Below are 18870 nucleotides of genomic sequence, written 5' to 3' on the forward strand. Positions count from 1 at the left end.
CATGACCAACGACACCAGCACCACTCCCCCCACCACCCACCCGATCGGCCTGCTCGCCGGCAAGGTCGTGTTGATCTCCGGCGCCAGCCGTGGCATCGGGGCGGCCGCCGCTCGGCTGTTCGCCCGTGAAGGGGCCGCCGTCGTCCTCGCGGCGCGGAGCACCGACGCCCTCGACGCCGTCGTGGCCGCCGTCCGGGCCGATGGCGGCACGGCGGACGCCGTCGCGCTCGACCTCGCCGACCCGGCGAGCATCCGCGCCGCCGTCGACCGGGTCGACGCCCTGCACGGCCGGCTCGACGGTGCGTTCAACAACGGTGCCGCGATCCAGCAGCCCGGACCGCTCGACACCACGAGCGACGAGGACCTCGACACGCAGTTCGCGGTGAACTTCCGCGGCCACTGGGTCGCCATGACCGCCGAGGCCGCCCTGATGCGACGCTCCGGCGGCGGGGCGATCGTGAACACCTCGAGCGTCGGCAGCCGCCGTGCGAACCCGGCCCTCCCCGCCTACGGCGCGATGAAGCGCGCGCTCAACAGCATCACCGAGACCGCCGCGGTGACGTGGGCTCCCGAGGGGATCCGGGTGAACGGGATCACCCCGGGCGGCACGGCGACCGAGATGATCGACGCGTGGGAGGCGGCGACGCCGGGCATCGTCGAGCAGATCACCGCCTCGGTCCCACTCGGCCGGATGGCCCGGCCGGAGGAGGTCGCCGAGGTGGCGGCCTGGCTGCTCAGTGACCGGGCGTCGATGGTCACCGGGGCGAGCGTGCCGGTGGACGGCGGCGCCGGAGCCTGATCGGTGGAGCGGTGGGATGATGGGACGCATGGCCGACACCACTCCCCGCGCGACGAGCAACCGCTCCACCACTCCCGGCTCGTCCGTGTTCAAGGACCACATCGCGTCGAACTGGGCGGAGCGCGAGCGTCCGCTCCCGGCGCCCCGCGAACAGTCCGCGTTCGCGGCCGAGCGCCGTGCGCGGCTGTCCGAGCTGCACACCGGTCGGACCCTCGTCGTCCCCGCGGGGCAGGCGAAGGTCCGCTCGAACGACTGCGACTACCCGTTCCGCCCGCACTCCGCCTTCGCACACCTGACCGGCTGGGGCACGGACACCGTCGTCGGGTCCGTCCTGGTCCTGACGCCGAACGGCAGCGGGCACGACGCCACGCTGTACTTCCGTGCGACGGCCGGCCGCGACTCCGAGGAGTTCTACGCCAACCCCGAGATCGGTGAGTTCTGGGTCGGGCCGCGGCCCTCGCTGGCCGAGGTCTCCGCCGACCTCGGCCTGGCGACGGCCGACCTCGGGGAGCTCGACGGCGTCCTCGACGGGCTCGACGCCTCGGTGCTGGTCGTCCGCGACGCCGACACCGAGTTCACGCGCGCACTCGACGAGCGTCTCGGCGCGACGGTCGGGGGCGCCGCGGAGCAGGACGACACCCCGTCGACGGACGACGTCCTGTCCCGCGACCTGTCCGAGCTGCGACTCGTCAAGGACGCCTTCGAGGTCAACGAGCTCCGCAAGGCCGTCGACGCCACACAGCACGGGTTCGGCGACGTGATCGCCGACTTCGACGCGGTCCTGGCGCACCCCCGCGGTGAGCGCATCGTCGAGGGCACCTTCAACCGCCGTGCACGTGCGGACGGCAACACGGTCGGCTACGACACGATCGCGGCCGCCGGTCACCACGCCTGCATCCTGCACTGGACCCGCAACGACGGGGCGGTGCAGCCGGGCGACCTGATCCTCATCGACGCCGGCGTCGAGGTCGACTCGTTCTACACGGCCGACATCACCCGGACCCTGCCGGTCAGCGGCACGTTCTCGCCGGTGCAGCGGATGGTCTACGAGGCCGTCCTGGAGGCTGCCGACGCGGCGTTCGCGATCGTCAAGCCCGGCATCACCTTCCGTGAGGTCCACGCGACCGCCATGCAGGTCATCGCCCGCAAGACGGCCGAGTGGGGCTTCCTGCCCGTCTCCGCCGACGAGTCACTGCTGCCGGAGAACCAGTTCCACCGCCGCTACATGGTCCACGGGACGAGCCACCACCTCGGACTCGACGTGCACGACTGCGCCAAGGCCCGGCGCGAGATGTACCTCGACGGCATCGTGCAGCCCGGCATGGTCTTCACGATCGAGCCCGGCCTGTACTTCCAGCAGGACGACCTGACCGTGCCGGAGGAGTTCCGCGGCATCGGCGTCCGCATCGAGGACGACGTCCTGGTGACCGAGGACGGCGCCGAGAACCTGTCGGTGCACATCCCCAGGACCCCCTCGGAAGTGGAGGGGTGGATCGCCCGCACTCCGCGCTAGCCTGGGCCTCGTGAGCGCTGAAGCCCCCTCGAGCACCTTCCTGATCGACGTCGAGCACTTCGACTCGCCCGATGCACAGCGGCTGCGTGCAGCCCAGCGCATCGAGATCGACAGCACCTACGGTGCGGACACCGAGCCCGGCCCGAAGCCGACGGCGGACTCGATCGCGGTGTTCTTCGTCGCGCGGGACAGCGACGGCACGCCCGTCGGCTGCGGTGGTCTGCGACTGGTGGACGACGGCATCGCCGAGGTGAAGCGGATGTACGTGCGCACGGAGTCCCGCGGGTCGGGTGTCGCCGCGGCGATGCTGCGTCGGCTGGAAGAGGCGGCGCTCGATCTGGGCTCGCCGGCGCTCGTCCTCGAGACGGGCACCGAGCAGAAGCGCGCGATCGCCTTCTACGAGCGCGAGGGTTTCAGCCGCATCGCGAACTTCGGCCCCTACGCGGGCGCGGACCGCTCGGTCTGCTACTCCAAGATCCTCTGATCGACGTGCGCTGACCTCGATCGCGCGGGCATGACGGAGGGGCTCCCGGACCATCTGGTCCGGGAGCCCCTCCGTCATGATCGCCGCGCGCTGCGGTCAGTCGCGGTGTCCGTCGTCGTGGCGGGGCGACCCGGTGTCGTCCGTCGCGCCCTCGTCCGTCTGCTGCTCGGACCCGGGCGTCGCGGTCCGCTCGCCGTACCGCGGGCCGTCGGTCGTGCCGAAGCGCGGCGCGGTGTCGGGCCGCTCGGGCGAGGATCCGACCCCGTCGGTGGTGGACGTCGGACGCGGGCCGCCCTCGTTGGTGCCGAACTGCGGGGTGGCACCCCCGGGTCGCTGCGGCGGGTTCGCGCCGCGGTCACCGGAGGCGTCGCGGGCCGCACCGTCGTTCGTGCCGTACCGCGGGCCTCCCGTCGCGTCACGTCGACCGCTGTCGTCCGGCGCCTGCCGGGCAGCGTCGTCGTCGTTCGCGCCGTACCGCGGGCCGTCGTTCGTGCCGTAGCGGGGGCGGCCGTCCTGGGACGGCGGACCCTGCTGGCCGGAACCCGGCTGCTGGTGCGGGGTCGCGTGCCCGCCGTAGGGCGAGCCCTGCGGTGCGCCGCCCTGCTGGCCCTGGGGCCCGTGCTGGGGTGCCTGCTGGCCGTACTGCGGCCCGCCACCCTGCTGGCCGTACTGCGGTGCCCCACCCGGCTGGTTGTACTGGCCGGGCTGTCCGTACTGGCCAGGCTGTCCCTGCTGTCCGTACTGGCCAGGCTGTCCCTGCTGTCCGTACTGGCCCGGCTGTCCCTGCTGTCCGTACTGGCCCGGCTGCCCGGGCTGGCCGCCCCGCTTGGCGACGCCCGCGCCGGGCTGGTCCCACGAGGTGTGCTCGACCGCACCGACCTGCCCGAGGATGCGCTGCGCCTGTCCGGAGAGCTGCGGCTCGACGACGATCTGGTAGTTCGTGGCGAGGACCTGGTGGACACTCGTGAAGTCCCGCTGCCGCTTGGTTATCGCGAACGAGACGATGCCGTAGAGCATGCCGAAGCCCGCGCCGATGACCGCGGCGGCGGCGAAGAGCCCGCCCGCCGACGGCGAGAAGAGGGTGAGGACGATGCCGAAGAAGAACCCGAGCCAGAGCCCGGAGAGCGCGCCGGCGAGGGCTGCACGACCGTAGGTCATCTTGCCGGTGACGCGTTCGACGGTCTTGAGGTCGTTGCCGACGATCGCGAGCTTCGCGACCGGGAAGTCCGCCTCGGCGAGCTTCGCGACCACGCGCTGTGCTTCGGGGTAGCTGTCGTAGGTGCCGAGGACGTCACCGCGGGGCAGCGTGGGGAACGCCTGTGCCGTGCGGCCGCCGAAGGGGCTCTGAGTGCTCACACAGCCATCATCCACCGGGCTCCTTGCGATCGCACGAGAACCACCAGGGAAGGGGCGGCGAGCACGCCGGAGCGAGCGACTAAGCTGGACGGGTGAGCGCCTCGAAGGTCTTCGTCGCCCGCTTGGCCGGGTGCTCCGTCTTCGACCCCGCGGGCGATCGGGTGGGCCGGGTCCGGGACGTCCTGGTGGTGTACCGCCGGGTCGACGCTCCGCAGGTCGTCGGGTTGATCGTCGAGGTCCCCGGCAAGCGCCGCATCTTCGTCAGCATCGGCCGGATCACCTCCATCGGTGCCGGCCAGGTCATCACGACGGGCCTGGTCAACATGCGCCGCTTCGAGCAGCGCGGTGGCGAGGTCCGGGTGATCGCCGAGATCCTCGGCCGCAAGGTGCTCATCAAGAAGGAGCAGATCCGCGCGACCATCGAGGACGTCGCCGTCGAGGACCACGGCCAGGGTGACTGGTCGATCGCGCAGCTCTTCCTCCGCAAGCCGAAGACCACGCCCTCCCCGTTCGGCAAGGGCCCGACGACGTTCGCCGCCTGGACCGAGGTCACCGAGGACGAGCTGCCGGGTGAGTCCCAGTCCGCCGAACACGTCATCGCCGCGTACTCGGACCTGGTGCCGGCCGACCTCGCGTCGACCCTGCTGGACCTACCGTCCGAGCGTCGGTTCGAGGTCGCCGAGGAACTGCCCGACAACCGCCTCGCCGACGTGCTCGAGGAGATGCCGGACCAGGAGCGGATCGAGATCCTGTCCGCGCTCCGCGACTCCCGCGCCGCTGACGTGCTCGACCAGATGCAGCCGGACGACGCCGCCGACCTGCTGGCCCAGCTGCCGTCCGAGCGCAGTGAAGCCCTCCTCGAGCTCATGGAGCCGGAAGAGGCGCAGGACGTCCGGATGCTGCTCGAGTACGAGCCGGACACCGCCGGTGGGCTCATGACGACCGAACCGGTGATCCTGTCCGCGGACTCGACCGTGGCCGAGGGTCTCGCGCTGATCCGTCGCCACGAACTCGCCCCGGTGCTCGGCGCCGCCGTCTGCGTGACGCTCCCGCCGTACGAACCGCCGACCGGACGCTTCCTCGGCCTGGTGCACTTCCAGCGGATGCTCCGGTACCCGCCGAACGAACGCCTCGGCACCCTCATCGACCAGCAGACCGAACCGGTCAAGGTCGACGCGAGTGCCGCAGAGGTGACCCGCGTGATGGCGACCTACAACCTCCTGTCCGTCCCCGTGGTCGACGACGCCCACCGACTCGTCGGGGTGGTGACCATCGACGATGTCCTCGACCACGTCCTGCCGGACGACTGGCGCAGTCAGGACGAGGCCGACGCCAACCCGGGCGCGGTCTCGCGCCCACGCTCACTGACCCGCAGAGCACCGGTGACCCCGGGAAGGAGGACGACTCGTGGCACGCACCGATGAGAACCGCAGGGAACGACCCGAGGAACGTCTCGACTCCCCCAAGGGCATGCGCACCCGCGTCCTGCCGACCCGACGCCGTGGTCGTGGCGACGCGTTCGGCCGTGCGACCGAAGGCATCGCGCGGGCGATGGGCACCCCCTGGTTCCTCATCGGCCTGACGCTCTTCTGCGTTCTCTGGATGGGCTGGAACATCCTGACGCCGAAGCCGTGGCAGTTCGACTCCGCCGCGATCGGGTTCACCGCGCTGACGCTCGTGCTGTCGCTGCAGGCCTCGTACGCGGCGCCGCTGATCCTGCTCGCGCAGAACCGTCAGGACGACCGTGACCGCGTGCAGTTCGAGCAGGACCGGCAGCGCGCCGAGCGGAACCTGGCCGACACCGAGTACCTCGCCCGGGAGGTCGTCGCGCTCCGCCTGGCGATGCGGGACATGGCGTCGAAGGACTTCATCCGCGCCGAACTACGGTCCCTGCTCGAGGAGCTCGACCGCCGCGACGGCGACCCCGAGGACCTCGACGAGCTGGACGACCGTGAACGGGACCGCGCGCGCAGCCAGGTGCACGACCGCGGACACGACCGGGGCCGTGATCGGGGCCACGACCGCTCGGTGACGCGTGGCTGACGCCTCCCACCCGGAGGACCAGCTCGGCACAGCCGTCCTCGCTGCCCTCGGCCGCGTCATCGACCCCGAGATCCGTCGCCCCGTCACCGAGCTCGACATGATCCGGGGGGTCGACGTCCAGCCAGGAGGCTCGGTGCGCGTCGACCTGCAGCTCACGATCGTGGGGTGCCCGGCCGCCGACACCATCGAACGGGACGTCCGGGCCGCCGCAGGTTCCGTCGCGGGTGTCGCGGCGGTCGACGTCGACGTGTCCGTGATGGACCCCGCCGTGCGTCGTGCCCTCACGGAGCGGCTGCGCGAGGGTCGGCCGAAGGGCGTGCAGTTCACCCCGGACTCGCTGACACGTGTGATCGCCGTGACGAGCGGCAAGGGCGGCGTCGGCAAGTCCACCGTGACGGCGAACCTGGCCGTCGCCCTCGCCCGTCGTGGGCAGCGCGTCGGCATCGTCGACGTCGACGTGCACGGCTTCAGCATCCCGGGTCTCATGGGCCTCACGGACGCGAACGGCGTCGCGCCACGCCCGACCCGCGTCGACAGCATGATCCTGCCGCCGGTCGCCCACGACGTGAAGGTCGTCTCGATCGGCATGTTCGTCGACGACGTCTCCACCGCGGTGTCCTGGCGCGGACCGATGCTGCACCGCACGGTGAACCAGTTCCTGTCGGACGTCTGGTTCGGCGACCTCGACGTGCTCCTGCTCGACATGCCGCCCGGTACCGGCGACGTGGCGATCTCCGTCGGCCAGCTGCTGCCGCACGCCGAGGTCCTGGTCGTCACCACCCCGCAAGCGGCTGCGGCGGACGTGGCCGAGCGGAGCGGGATCGTCGCCCGACAGACGGGTCAGCGGGTCATCGGTGTCGTCGAGAACATGGCGGGACTCGTGCAGCCCGACGGCAGCGTGCTGCACCTCTTCGGCGAGGGCGGTGGCGACGAGACCGCCCGGCGGCTCTCCCGCGGGCAGGACGTCCCCGTGCCGGTGCTCGGCCGGGTGCCGCTCTCGGTGCCGCTGCGTGCCGGCGGTGATGCGGGCCTCCCGGTCGTGCTGGGTGACCCGGCGGATGCCGCAGCGGTCGCGCTCGACGCGGTCGCGGACCGGCTCACCGCGATGGGTCGCGGGCTGGCCGGCCGGAAGCTCGGCCTGTCCCTGTCCTGACCGGCGCCCTCAGGTCCCGCGTCAGGTCGGACCGGCGTCAGGTCGCTTCGGCGTCGTACGGGGCGGCTTCGCCGGCCGCCAGCGGGACGATCGGCGCGGGCGCACGGACCTTCGCGGCCGTCACGGTCGCGGCCGCCGCAGCCGCCTCGGCACCCGAGGACGGCGAGTCGAGCAGGGCGTCACGGATGATCCGGCGCGGGTCGTACTGACGCGGGTCCAGCTTCTGCCAGTCCACGTCGTCGAAGTCGGGGCCCATCTCCTCGCGCATCCGGTCCTTCGCGGTGTCCGCGAACCGGCGGACAGCCTTGACGAAGTCGGCGAGCTTCTGGGCGTACACGGGCAGCCGCTGCGGCCCGAGCAACAGCACGGCGATGATCCCGATGAGCAGGATCTTGTCGAGCTGGATGTTCACGGGAGCGAGCCTAACGCGTGGAGTCGGCGAGTCACCCGTAGAGTTGACCGACGAGGAGTGTGCGTGTCAGAGAAAGACTCGAACTGGAAGTTCGCGGAGGACATCGTCTCCGAACCCGACGGTGTCGCCCGTGCCCGTGAGCGCTCCCTCGAGCTCGGGGTCGAAGCCGTCTCACCCGCCATCGGTGCGCAGATGAGCGTGATCGCCGCCGCCTCACGGGCGACGAGCATCATCGAGATCGGCACCGGGCTCGGCGTCTCCGGTCTGTACCTGCTCGCGGGTGCGCCGGACGCGACGCTGACGACGATCGACGTCGAGATCGACCACCAGCAGGACGCCCGCGACGCCTTCATCGCCGCCGGCACCGCGTCCGGCCGGGTCCGCCTGATCCCCGGCCGTGCGGCGCAGGTGCTGCCGCGGATGAACGACGCCTCGTACGACGTCGTGCTCATCGACGCCGACCCGGAGCACGTCATCGAGTACGTCGAGCACGGCCTCCGACTGGCGAAGACCGGTGGCACGGTCCTCGTCCCGCACGCCCTGTGGCGTGGCAAGGTCGCAGACCCGGTCAAGCGGGACCGGGCGACGACCGACTTCCGGCTGCTCCTCACCGAGGTCTCGACCTCCGGTGCCGTCCGCAGCGCCCTGTCCCCCGCGGGCGACGGGCTGCTGCAGATGACGAAGCTCACCGACTGAGCCGGACCCGACGGCACGGCCGGTCCGGCACGTCCGGTCCGGCATGTGCGGAGCCGGCCGGGAGGCGCGCCTCACTCCAGGTACCGCAGGTACCGTTCCGGGGCCTCGAGGAACGCCCGCTGGTTCCGCACGAGGTCCAGGTCCGCCCAGTCGCTCCGCCGGATGCCCCACTCCCCGACCTCCAGCACGGTCGCGCCCGGGAACGCGGCGAGCACCGGCGAGTGCGTCGACAGCACCACCTGCCCGACGCCGTCCTCGACGATGGACTGCAGGAGCGCGATCAGGGACAGGCAGCCCGAGAACGACAGCGCCGACTCCGGTTCGTCGAGCACCCACAGCCCCGGCCACCGCGCCCGGTCGATGACGAAGTCCAGGAACGACTCGCCGTGGCTGCGCTCGTGGAAGTGCGGCTCGGCACGCTTCGGGTTCGGGTTCTGCTCCAGGTAGGTGAAGAAGCCGTGCATGGTCTCGGCACGCAGGAAGAACCCGCTGCGCGCCGCCCCGAAGTCGCGGACCAGCCGGATGTGTTCCCAGAGGTCCGACTCCGACGGGCGTGTCGTGTGCCCGGACCCGGTCGATCCGCCCTCCGGAGCCATCCCGAACGCCAGCGCGATGGCCTCGACCAGGGTCGACTTCCCGACGCCGTTCTCGCCGACCAGGACCGTGACGGGGCCGAGTTCGAGGCCCTCGTCGAGGAGCTGCCGCACCGGGGCCAGGGTCGCCGGCCACTCGTCGCGGGGCATGGGGTCCGGGTCGCAGTACTCCTCGATGCGGCGGACCGGCTGGTTGCGGACGCGGTCCCGGGGCACGTGACCCATCATGCCGGGCGCGACCGACAGCCTCCAGTCCGGGCGTCCGTGACCACCCTGCGCACGGAACTCCGCCGGTCAGCGCACGGAAGGCCCGGGACGTACGCGTCCCGGGCCTTCCGTGGTGGTGCGTCGACGAACTAGGCCGAGACGACCTCTGCCAGTGCGTCGTGGAGTTCCTTGGCCTCGGCGTCGTTGACCGAGACCACCAGGCGGCCTCCACCTTCGAGCGGAACCCGCACGATGATGAGTCGACCCTCCTTGACAGCCTCCATCGGCCCGTCGCCGGTCCTCGGCTTCATTGCTGCCATCAGATGTCCCCTTTCGTGCAGTACGAACAGGGGCCATTATCCCGTAGACAGGCACGACTGCGAAACCGCCCAGGTCGGGGGTGTTCCCCGTGGACACCGGGGAGGCTCACGGTGGGGTCCAGTCGTACCCGTCCACCCACCAGCAGTAGTACAGCCAGGTCCACTGCAGGACGACCGCCAGGACCACCATCGCGACCCGGTAGACACGCGACCGCGGGAGCGCGACCACGCCGAGCAGCGGCGCGATCGGCAGCAGGATCCGCCACGTGCTGGACTGCGGGAAGAACACCGCCAGCAGGTAGACCAGGTAGGCGAAGCCCCAGAGCCGCAGCTCGAGGCCGATGCGCCGGGCAGCCGGCTGGAACACCACGGCCACGAAGCCGACGAGGACCACGACCAGCAGGATCGTCCCGGCCGGCTGGTGGAACCACCACCCGAAGCCCTGCACCCACGGGGCGAACGGCACGAGTTCGCCCCAACCGATGTACGACGACCGCCAGGCGAGCTCGGTGTCGGTGTAGGCGCGGGGCACCCCGGTGGCTGCCCAGGCGATCGCGGGCCAGGCGAGACCGACCAGTCCGGACACCACCGCGACGACCGACGGGGCCACGGCGGTGCGCAGCGTCAGCCGTTCGGACATCCGCAGCCAGGCCGGGCGGAGCACACCGACGAAGACGAACATCGCCATCAGGAGCGCGAACGCCAGACCGGTGGGCCGCGTGATCCCGAGCAGCAGGACCACGGGCAGCATCGCCCAGTACCGGCGCTGCACCAGGAGCAGCAGTGCGACGAGCAGGAGCAGGACGCCCATCGCCTCGGCGTAGGCCACCTGGAACATGACCGAGACCGGCGCGACGCAGAACAGGACCGTGGCGAACGTCGCCCGGGCCGGCTCCAGGAAACGCCCCATCAGACGGCGGAAGACCAGGGCCGCGCCCCACCCGGTGAGCAGCGACACCCAGACGGCCACGAACTCGAACGACCCACCCGTCACCGTCATGAGCGCCCGGACCGTGAAGGGGTAGGCGGGCATGAAGGCCCACGCGTTCTCGGTCACGTGCCCCGCCGCGTCGATCGGCAGCGTCGACGGGTAGCCGGACGCGGCGATCACCCGGTACCAGGCGCCGTCCCAGATCGACGCGAACGACAGGTACGACGGCTGCTGCACCGTGAAGGAGTTCGCCGTCTGGATCCGCGCGAAGCCGGACATCAGCACCGTCGTCAGGACACGGGAGAGCGTGTAGACGACGGTGATCCGCAGCCACCACGGCAGCAGACGCCACCGGACGACCACCCACGACACAGCAGCTCGCGACGGCCGTGCACGGGGCACCGCCGAGGAGGCTGTGGTCACGCCGTCAGCCACCGCCGCAGTCCGTCCTCGACGGCCGTGATCTGGGCGACGGGGACCTGCTCGTCGTCGTGGTGCGCGAAGACCGGCTCACCGGGGCCGTAGTTGACCGCCGGCACGCCGAGTGCCGAGAAGCGTGCGACGTCGGTCCAGCCGTACTTCGGACGAGGTGCGGGACCGCCGACCGCTGCGACGAACTGCTGCGCGAGCGGAGCGTCGAGGCCTGGGCGGGCACCGGCGGCCAGGTCGACGATCGTGACGTCGTAGCCGTCGAACAGCTCACGGATGTGCGCCACGGCTTCCTCGGCGGAGCGCGAGGGCGCGAAGCGGTAGTTGACGTGCACCATCGCCTCGTCCGGGATGACGTTGCCGGCGATGCCGCCCGAGATGCCGACGGCGTTCAGCCCCTCGCGGTACTCGAGCCCGTCCACCGTCACGGTGCGCGGCTCGTACGCGGCGAGGGTGGCAAGGATCGGTGCCGTCTTGTGGATCGCGTTGTCACCGATCCAGCTGCGCGCGCTGTGGGACCGCTTGCCGAACGTGCGGACCTCGGCGCGGAGGTTGCCGTTGCACCCGCCCTCGATCTGCGCCCCGGACGGCTCGCCCAGGATCGCGAAGTCGCCGGCGAGCAGCTCCGGCCGCGTGCGGGCCAGACGGCCGAGACCGTTCAGCGCGTCACTGACCTCTTCGTGGTCGTAGAACACCCACGTGACGTCGACGTTGGGCTCGACGAGGTCGACGGCGAGCTTGAGCTGCACCGCGCAGCCGGCCTTCATGTCGACCGTCCCGCGACCCCAGAGGATCTCGGTGCCGTCGTCGGCGGTGCGGAACTCGGTCGGCAGGTTGTCGTTGAGCGGCACCGTGTCGATGTGACCGGCGATGACCACCCGGCGGTCACGGCCGAGTTGCGTGCGCGCGACGATGGCATCTCCGTCGCGGACCACGTCGAGGTGGTCGAGCGGAGCGAGGGCGGCTTCGATCGCGTCGGCGAGCGCGCCTTCGTTGCCGGACACCGATTCGATGTCGCAGATCGCGCGGGTGATGTCGATGGACGAGGCAGAGAGGTCGAGCGGCTGCGGCATGCGGGCAGCCTACCGACCGTTCCCCGCAGGTCCGCAGTTCTACACAGTCCCACAGTTCCCCGGTCGCCGTCCTCCACAGCAGTCCGGGTGGACGGTCTCCGGCGCGGGCTCGTCGGTACCCTCGGAGGGTGACCGAGACGACTCCGCAGCCCGCCCCGCCCGCCACGGCCCGCCCCACGCACGCCTGGGGCCACGGCCTCGCGACCATCGCCGCCGACGGCACCGTGCTCGACACGTGGTTCCCCGCGACGTTCCTCGGTGCGCTGCCGGCCGACGCCGCCGTGCCCGCCGAACTCTCCGATGCCGCCGGCGACGACCCCCGGCGGGACGTGCGCATCGAGACCACCACCGTCGAGATCGCGATCGACGACGCTCCTGCCAGCACACCGGACGCCTACCTGCGCCTGCACCTGCTGAGCCACCTGCACGTGCGCCCGAACGAGATCTCGCTCGAGGGGGTCTTCGCGCACCTGCCGATCGTCGCGTGGACGAACGCCGGCCCGGTGCACCCCGAGTCCCTCACGCGTCTCCGTCCGACGCTGCAGCGCGCCGGCATCGCGGTGCACGCGATCGACAAGTTCCCGCGTCTGGTCGACTACGTCGTCCCGGACCGCGTCCGGATCGGCGACGCGAACCGGGTCCGGCTCGGTGCGCACCTGGCACCGGGCACCACGGTGATGCACGAGGGCTTCGTGAACTTCAACGCCGGCACCCTGGGCGACGCGATGATCGAAGGCCGCGTGTCGCAGGGCGTCGTCGTCGGCGACGGGACCGACATCGGCGGCGGCGCGTCCATCATGGGGACGCTCTCGGGCGGCGGCACCCACCGCGTGCGACTCGGCGCCCGTGCCCTGCTCGGTGCGAACGCCGGACTCGGCATCTCGCTCGGGGACGACTCCGTGGTCGAAGCCGGGCTCTACGTCACCGCGGGCACCAAGGTCGTGCTGGTCGGTGCGGCTCCGAACCCGGACGGCACCCCCCGGACCGTCAAGGCCGCCGAGCTGTCGGACGCGCCGAACATCCTGTTCCGTCGGAACTCCCTGACCGGGGCGGTCGAGGCCCTGCAGCGGAAGGGCGAGGGCATCCAGCTGAACACCGCACTGCACGCCTGACCACGAGGCTCCAGCGCACCCGACGGGAGGCCCGTCACACGTCCGACGGGCGGGTGACGGGCCTCCCGTCCGTGCGCCCGGCGACCTGCCTGGAGGAGCCCGCGGCTCGCGTGCCGTGACGATCCCCCGGGTACCTTGGCCCGGCGCGGCGCGGCGCGGCCCGGCCCGGCGCGGCCCGGTCCGGTCCGATCCGATCCAGTCCGGTCCGATCCGGTCCGGTCCGTGACCCGCAGCGGGATGGAGACCCGCGTCGACGGGGAGACCGTCGGCGTGGGTCCGTGACCGCGTCGACCCCGCGAGCGGGCGGTATGCCAGGGTGAGGTCGCCCCCGCTCCCTGGTGTTCCGCCCGCTCGGCGTCGCCGGGGTGCCGGTCCACCGGGCGCGGGCGGCACTGGTCGGGTGGGCCGTGCCTCCTGGCCAGCGAACGGGCGGAAGACCAGGGTGGCCCGTCCCTCCGGACGTGGCATCTCGCCCGCTCAACGCCCGCGACGGCTCGTCCCCCGGCGTGGCCGTGCCGCGCCCGGTCCGTCCTCCTCCCCCCTCTCTCGCGAGCGGGCGGAACTCCCGGGCCCTCCGCGCTCCGGACCGCGGTGTTCCGCCCGTTCGCCGTCGGTGCGTCTCGGGCTGGAGGTCCGGGACGGGCCCGGGACGGCGGCTGGCCGACCGACACCTGACGCGAGCGGGCACGGATGCGGGCCACCGAGTCCCGGCTCCCGGGTGTTCCGCCCGCTCGCGCCCTCGGGGTGCACGGTTCGTATCTCGGTTGCAATATATGAGATACTTCCGGCTGACCCCGTCCCGATCGAAGGATCCGTCATGACCTCGCCTCCTCCAGCTACCCGCCGCGCCGCACGCCTCGGCACGTGCGGGCTCGTCCTCGCCTCGACCGTGTTCGGCACGGTCCTCGTCCCCGCTGCTGCACAGGCTGCGCCCTCCTCGAGCGTCACCGCCTCACTCCGGACCACCGTCGTCACCGATGCCGTGACGGACGCGGTGTTCACGTTCCAGAACACCGGCAGCACGCCTGCCGCGTCGGCCGTCGAGTTCGACCTGCCGACCGGCATGGTGCACAACCGCCTCGGTGCCCGCGTCGACGTGCAGACCGACGGCACCCACGTGCGGATCGCTCCCTCGGGCGTGCTCGAACCGGGTGCGACGTTCGAGGTCCCGCTCTTCCTGCTGAACGCCGCCGGCACCCTGCCGGAGCACTGCTCCGTCGACGGTGCCGCCGTGACCGGTTGCACGGCCGACGACGCGACCGAGACCCCGGGCAGCGAGACGCCCGGCACGGAGACCCCGGGCAGCGAGACGCCCGGCGCGGAGACCCCGGGCACCGAGACGCCCGGCACGGCCGACGAGGACGACTCCCCGTCCCCCGCCCCCGAGCACACCTGGCCGACCGTCACCAGCGGCCACACCGACGTCCCCGTCCGCCCCCTCGGCAGCGCCCTCGCCGCGCAGGAGCACGACGGCACACAGGCCGCCCGGAGCGACCTCCGCCAGGCCGGCCGGTGGATCCGCGCCCACCAGACCTTCGTGGTCGAGGTCCCCGCGGGCGTCACCGACGCCGAGGTCGCCATCGGCCAGCAGGGCAACTACTTCGGCATCAACGGGTGCCGCGACGTCGGCATCGCCACGCAGGCGCTCCACCCGGGCCAGAACACGGTCACCGCCCCGCACGACGGTCTCGTCAGCATCATCGACCGGAGCACCAGCGACGACGGCACGATCGTCGTCCGCGGCGGCGCTCCCGTCCCGACCTACGTCGCGGGCGTGACGGATCGTGCCGACTTCGACGCGCAGCTGCGCGACTGGGACCGTTCACCGTTCTTCTCGCTGATCGGCGAGCAGGTGCAGGCTGACGTCCTCCGCTCCGACCGCACCGCTCCGCAGAGCGACCAGAACGAGGCCCTGATCGCCGACGACGACCTCGACGTCCGGATCGACCGATGGGACGAGACCGTCCGGACGAACCAGCGGGTGTGGGGCGTCGCCGACACGGGCCACCGCGTGCACATCACCACGCCGAGCTACGGCGACGCCGGTGCGAACACCCCGACCAACGTCCACCAGGGCTGGGTGGCGTTCCCGACGGACCACGCGTCCCCGCACGCCCTGTTCACGAGCGACGGTTCGGCGGCCGGTGAGCAGGCGCTCCGCGCCGCGTTCGGCCGGGTGTTCCAGCAGGACGTGATGCGCTGGACGAACGAGCACGGCCAGGCCGACGGGACGATCTCGCAGGACCTCGCCAGCATCGTGCTCGAGGAGCAGGTGCACCAGCGCAACCCGCTCGACTCGTGGCGCGCGAAGGTCGACCGGTTCCGTCAGCAGCCGGTCGGCGAGCGTGACTTCTGGTCGAACCAGATGAACAGCATGACCCGGCACCTGGTCTTCGACCAGCTCCGTCGCGCGTACGGCGAGGACTTCCTGTCGACCGTCGCCGCGCGGGCGCGGGCCGACGTCGCCGCAGGCAGCGACCGGGAGGCACGCCGCGCCTTCATCCTGCACGCCACGCACGTCGCGGGGCACGACCTCACCCCGTTCTTCGAGCAGTGGGGCGTCCGGGTGGAGGACGACCTCCGCCCGCACCTCGCCGAGTACCCGGCGCTCGAGACCCCGATCTGGGACGACTTCGACGCGCTGGACTGACCCGACGCGCTGGACTTGACCCGACGCACCGGACTGACCCGACGCGCTGGACTGAGCGGAGCCGAACCGGCGGCCAGGACGGCAGGAGGCCCGGTGCCGGTCTGCATGACCGGCACCGGGCCTCCTGTTCGTCGGCGCACGTGGACGCGTGCGACCAGGTCAGCGCTGCGGCAGGTTCCGCTCCGGGTACCCCACGTACAGCTGCTGGGGCCGACCGATCTTGTTGAGCGGGTCGTTGTTGAGCTCGCGCCACTGCGCGATCCAGCCCGGCAGACGTCCGATGGCGAACAGCACCGTGAACATCCGCGGCGGGAAACCCATCGCCTTGTAGATGATGCCGGTGTAGAAGTCGACGTTCGGGTAGAGCTTGCGGCTGACGAAGTACTCGTCCTCGAGGGCGATCTGCTCGAGCTCCTTCGCGATGTCGAGCAGGTCGTCCTGGACGCCGAGGGCCTCGAGGACCTCGTCCGCGGACTCCTTGACGAGCTTGGCGCGCGGGTCGTAGTTCTTGTAGACACGGTGTCCGAAACCCATGAGCTTCACCCCGCGCTCCTTGTTCTTGACCCGCTCGACGAAGCGCGTGACGGGTTCGCCGGAGTCCTTGATCTGCTGCAGCATCTCGAGCACGGCCTCGTTCGCGCCGCCGTGCAGCGGGCCGTAGAGCGCGTTGATGCCGGCGGAGATCGACGCGAACATGTTCGCCTTGGTCGAGCCGACGAGCCGGACGGTCGAGGTGGAGGCGTTCTGCTCGTGGTCCTCGTGCAGGATGAGCAACCGGTCGAGTGCCTTCGACAGCACCGGGTTCGGCTGGTACGGCTCGGCCATCGTGCCGAAGTTCAGCCGCAGGAAGTTGTCGACGAAGGACAGGTTGTTGTCCGGGTACAGGAACGCCTGACCGATCGCCTTCTTGTGCGCGTACGCCGCGATGACGGGGAGCTTCGCGAGGAGCCGGACGGTCTGCAGCTCGACCTTCTCGGGGTCGTCGACGTCCATGTCGTCTTCGTAGTACGTCGACAGGGCGCTGACCGCGCTGGACAGCACCGACATCGGGTGCGCGGAGTGCGGCAGCGCGTCGAACAGCCGACGGAGGTCTTCGTGCAGCAGCGTGTGCCGGCGGATGCGGCTGTCGAAGGCGTCGAGCTCGCTCGGTGTCGGCAGTTCGCCGTAGATGAGGAGCCAGGCGACCTCGAGGAACGTGCAGTTCCCGGCGATCTGGTCGATCGGGTAGCCGCGGTAGCGCAGGATCCCCTGGTCGCCGTCGATGTAGGTGATGGCGCTCTTGGTGGCCCCGGTGTTCACGAAGCCGTAGTCGAGCGTGTTCAGCCCGGTCTGCTTCTTGAGCGTCGAGATGTCGATCGTGGAGGCGCCGTCGACGCTCTGCAGGATCGGGAACTCCGCCGTTCCCCCCGGGTACGTCAGCGTGGCCGTCTCGGTCGCCTGTTCGGCGCCGGGGCTCACGGGGACGGGCGTCGTGGGCGGTGTGGCCGTCTTCTGAGCGTCGTTGGCAGTGTCAGTCACGCTGGACAGCCTAATCGCGGCGACTGTCGCTCGGGTACATGCAACGGCTCGGTTGTTGGTGTGGAACCGCTGTTGCGCGGACGCGTCGCCGGTGGGCGGGCGTCCGGCCGGGAGGCGCGTCAGCCGTTCGCGACACGGCCCGCGCTGGCGAGACGCTGCGCCGCGGCGGCGATCCGGTCGTCGGTCGCGGTCAGTGCGACACGCACGTGGCGCGCGCCGGCGGCCCCGTAGAACGTGCCCGGGGCGACCAGGATGCCGTGCTCGGCGAACCACGCGACGGTGTCGAGGGCCGGCTCGTCGCGGGTCGCCCAGAGGTAGAGACCGGCACCGCTGTCGTCGATACGGAAGCCCGCACGTTCCAATGCCGTCCGGAGCACGTTCCGCCGGTTGCGGTAGCGGGTCTTCTGCTGCTGCACGTGGGTCTGGTCCTCGAGCGCGACGATCATCGCCTGCTGCACCGGCAGCGGCGGCATCATGCCGGTGTGCTTGCGGATCGCCAGGACGTCCGCCAACAGCCGCGGGTCCCCGGCGACGAAGGCCGCGCGGTACCCGGCGAGGTTCGACTGCTTCGACAGCGAGTAGACGCTGAGGACGCCGTCGAACGAGTCGCCCACCACGCGGGGGTCGAGGATCGTCGGGGTCGGCGTGGTGTCGTACGGGGCGTCCCAGCCGAGTTCGGCGTAGCACTCGTCGCCGACGATGACCGCACCGAGTTCGCGGGCCCGCTCGACCGCGGCACGGAGCTGCTCGATCGACAGCACCCGCCCGTCCGGGTTGCCCGGGGAGTTCAGCCAGACGAGCTTCGTGGTGGTCGGCCACGCGGCGGGGTCGTCGGCGGCCAGGGCGTCGGCGCGCACGAGGGCCGCACCGAGTTCGTAGGTGGGGTAGGCGGCTTCCGGGAACACGACGGTGTCACCCGGACCGAGGCCCATCCAGAGCGCCAGGCCCGCGATGAACTCCTTCGACCCGATCGTCGGCAGGACGTGGTCGGCGGTGAGCTGGACGCCCTGTCGTCGGCCGTACCAGGACGCGATCGCGTCGCGGAGGGCCGGGGTGCCGGCGACCTGCGGGTAGGCGTGCGCATCGGTCGCGTCGGCCAGGGCTCGGCGGACGACCTCGGGCGTGGGGTCGACCGGCGACCCGACACTGAGGTCGACGATGCCGCCGTCGTACGCCGAGGCACGCTGCTTGTACGGCGCGAGCTGGTCCCAGGGGAAGTCCGGCAGGTCGAGCGGCACGGGTCAGGCCCGCGGCTGCGCCATGATGACCGGGTGGTCCGCGTGGATCACGCCGACCTTGGCGGCACCACCGGGCGACCCGATCTCGGAGAAGAACTCGACGTTCGCCTTGTAGTAGTCCGCCCACTGCTCGGGGAGGTCGTCCTCGTAGTAGATGGCCTCGACCGGGCAGACCGGTTCGCAGGCACCGCAGTCGACGCACTCGTCCGGGTGGATGTACAGCGACCGGTCACCCTCGTAGATGCAGTCCACGGGGCATTCGTCGATGCACGCGCGGTCCTTGACGTCGACACAGGGCTGGGCGATCACGTAGGTCACGAGCGAGTGCTCCCTTCCGGGGGTT

At 71.5% G+C, this 18870-nt stretch carries 18 protein-coding genes; 9 read left to right on the forward strand and 9 right to left on the reverse strand.

The window, feature by feature from the left end; all coding sequences use genetic code 11:
• The first annotated feature begins 1 nt into the window (after position 1).
• From E9228_RS05835 to E9228_RS05845, 3 genes are read left to right on the forward strand one after another with little or no spacing between them, the layout of a single operon-like run.
• On the forward strand, positions 2-799 hold the full coding sequence (locus tag E9228_RS05835; RefSeq protein ID WP_166779644.1) for an SDR family NAD(P)-dependent oxidoreductase: 798 nt from the start codon (positions 2-4) through the stop codon (positions 797-799).
• Between the two features lie 28 nt (positions 800-827).
• Positions 828-2312, forward strand: a complete 1485-nt coding sequence (locus E9228_RS05840) for an aminopeptidase P family protein (protein WP_166779645.1) — start codon at positions 828-830, stop codon at positions 2310-2312.
• 10 nt (positions 2313-2322) lie between these two features.
• A complete protein-coding gene (locus tag E9228_RS05845) occupies positions 2323-2796 on the forward strand; it encodes a GNAT family N-acetyltransferase (RefSeq protein WP_341849795.1) in 474 nt (157 codons plus the stop codon).
• Positions 2797-2892: 96 nt separating this feature from the next.
• Here the strand turns inward: E9228_RS05845 and E9228_RS05850 are convergent, their stop codons facing one another.
• Positions 2893-4152, reverse strand: coding sequence for a YflT domain-containing protein (locus E9228_RS05850; protein WP_166779646.1), 1260 nt, complete (start codon positions 4150-4152; stop codon positions 2893-2895).
• Between the two features lie 92 nt (positions 4153-4244).
• Here E9228_RS05850 and E9228_RS05855 point away from each other — a divergent pair, with 92 nt between their 5' ends.
• The 3 genes from E9228_RS05855 to E9228_RS05865 are packed head-to-tail and all read left to right on the forward strand — an operon-like array spanning position 4245 to position 7348.
• Entirely contained in the window at positions 4245-5576 is a 1332-nt protein-coding gene (locus E9228_RS05855) for a magnesium transporter MgtE N-terminal domain-containing protein (RefSeq protein ID WP_166779647.1), read from the forward strand.
• On the forward strand, positions 5560-6195 hold the full coding sequence (locus tag E9228_RS05860; RefSeq protein WP_425248367.1) for a DUF1003 domain-containing protein: 636 nt from the start codon (positions 5560-5562) through the stop codon (positions 6193-6195). The genes E9228_RS05855 and E9228_RS05860 overlap by 17 nt, the downstream gene beginning before the upstream one ends.
• Complete coding sequence (locus E9228_RS05865; RefSeq protein WP_166779648.1) at positions 6188-7348, forward strand: P-loop NTPase; 1161 nt, start codon at positions 6188-6190, stop codon at positions 7346-7348. Before E9228_RS05860 ends, E9228_RS05865 begins: the two co-directional genes overlap by 8 nt.
• A gap of 37 nt (positions 7349-7385) precedes the next feature.
• Here the strand turns inward: E9228_RS05865 and E9228_RS05870 are convergent, their stop codons facing one another.
• Positions 7386-7760 carry a twin-arginine translocase TatA/TatE family subunit gene (locus E9228_RS05870; protein ID WP_166779649.1) on the reverse strand — a complete coding sequence of 125 codons (375 nt, stop codon included), beginning with the start codon at positions 7758-7760 and terminating at the stop codon, positions 7386-7388.
• 63 nt (positions 7761-7823) lie between these two features.
• On the opposite strand from E9228_RS05870, the gene E9228_RS05875 reads away from it, so the two are divergent.
• A complete protein-coding gene (locus E9228_RS05875; RefSeq protein ID WP_166779650.1) occupies positions 7824-8456 on the forward strand; it encodes a class I SAM-dependent methyltransferase in 633 nt (210 codons plus the stop codon).
• Positions 8457-8527: 71 nt separating this feature from the next.
• Here the strand turns inward: E9228_RS05875 and E9228_RS05880 are convergent, their stop codons facing one another.
• The 4 genes from E9228_RS05880 to dapE form a co-directional block, all read right to left on the reverse strand.
• Positions 8528-9199 carry an AAA family ATPase gene (locus E9228_RS05880; protein WP_252727875.1) on the reverse strand — a complete coding sequence of 224 codons (672 nt, stop codon included), beginning with the start codon at positions 9197-9199 and terminating at the stop codon, positions 8528-8530.
• A 206-nt stretch (positions 9200-9405) separates the two neighbouring features.
• Complete coding sequence (locus E9228_RS05885) at positions 9406-9576, reverse strand: DUF3117 domain-containing protein (protein WP_017887054.1); 171 nt, start codon at positions 9574-9576, stop codon at positions 9406-9408.
• Positions 9577-9682: 106 nt separating this feature from the next.
• Complete coding sequence (locus E9228_RS05890; RefSeq protein WP_341849797.1) at positions 9683-10930, reverse strand: hypothetical protein; 1248 nt, start codon at positions 10928-10930, stop codon at positions 9683-9685.
• Positions 10927-12009 carry a succinyl-diaminopimelate desuccinylase gene (gene dapE, locus E9228_RS05895; protein WP_166779652.1) on the reverse strand — a complete coding sequence of 361 codons (1083 nt, stop codon included), beginning with the start codon at positions 12007-12009 and terminating at the stop codon, positions 10927-10929. Before dapE ends, E9228_RS05890 begins: the two co-directional genes overlap by 4 nt.
• Positions 12010-12137: 128 nt before the next feature.
• Between dapE and dapD the strand changes: the two genes are divergently transcribed.
• Both dapD and E9228_RS05905 read left to right on the forward strand, forming a co-directional pair.
• The gene (gene dapD, locus E9228_RS05900) at positions 12138-13121 is read left to right on the forward strand and encodes a 2,3,4,5-tetrahydropyridine-2,6-dicarboxylate N-succinyltransferase (RefSeq protein WP_166779653.1); all 984 of its coding nucleotides are present in this window, start codon (positions 12138-12140) and stop codon (positions 13119-13121) included.
• An 817-nt stretch (positions 13122-13938) separates the two neighbouring features.
• Positions 13939-15771, forward strand: a complete 1833-nt coding sequence (locus E9228_RS05905) for a M60 family metallopeptidase (protein ID WP_166779654.1) — start codon at positions 13939-13941, stop codon at positions 15769-15771.
• 159 nt (positions 15772-15930) lie between these two features.
• Here the strand turns inward: E9228_RS05905 and E9228_RS05910 are convergent, their stop codons facing one another.
• The 3 genes from E9228_RS05910 to fdxA all read right to left on the reverse strand — a co-directional run bounded on the left by E9228_RS05910 (position 15931) and on the right by fdxA (position 18845).
• A complete protein-coding gene (locus E9228_RS05910) occupies positions 15931-17229 on the reverse strand; it encodes a citrate synthase (RefSeq protein ID WP_166780145.1) in 1299 nt (432 codons plus the stop codon).
• A gap of 179 nt (positions 17230-17408) precedes the next feature.
• Entirely contained in the window at positions 17409-18527 is a 1119-nt protein-coding gene (gene dapC / locus E9228_RS05915; protein WP_166779655.1) for a succinyldiaminopimelate transaminase, read from the reverse strand.
• 3 nt (positions 18528-18530) lie between these two features.
• The gene (gene fdxA, locus E9228_RS05920; protein ID WP_166779656.1) at positions 18531-18845 is read right to left on the reverse strand and encodes a ferredoxin; all 315 of its coding nucleotides are present in this window, start codon (positions 18843-18845) and stop codon (positions 18531-18533) included.
• Between the last annotated feature and the right edge of the window lie 25 nt (positions 18846-18870).

This window comes from Curtobacterium salicis (assembly GCF_011759505.1).
GTDB lineage: Bacteria > Actinomycetota > Actinomycetes > Actinomycetales > Microbacteriaceae > Curtobacterium > Curtobacterium salicis.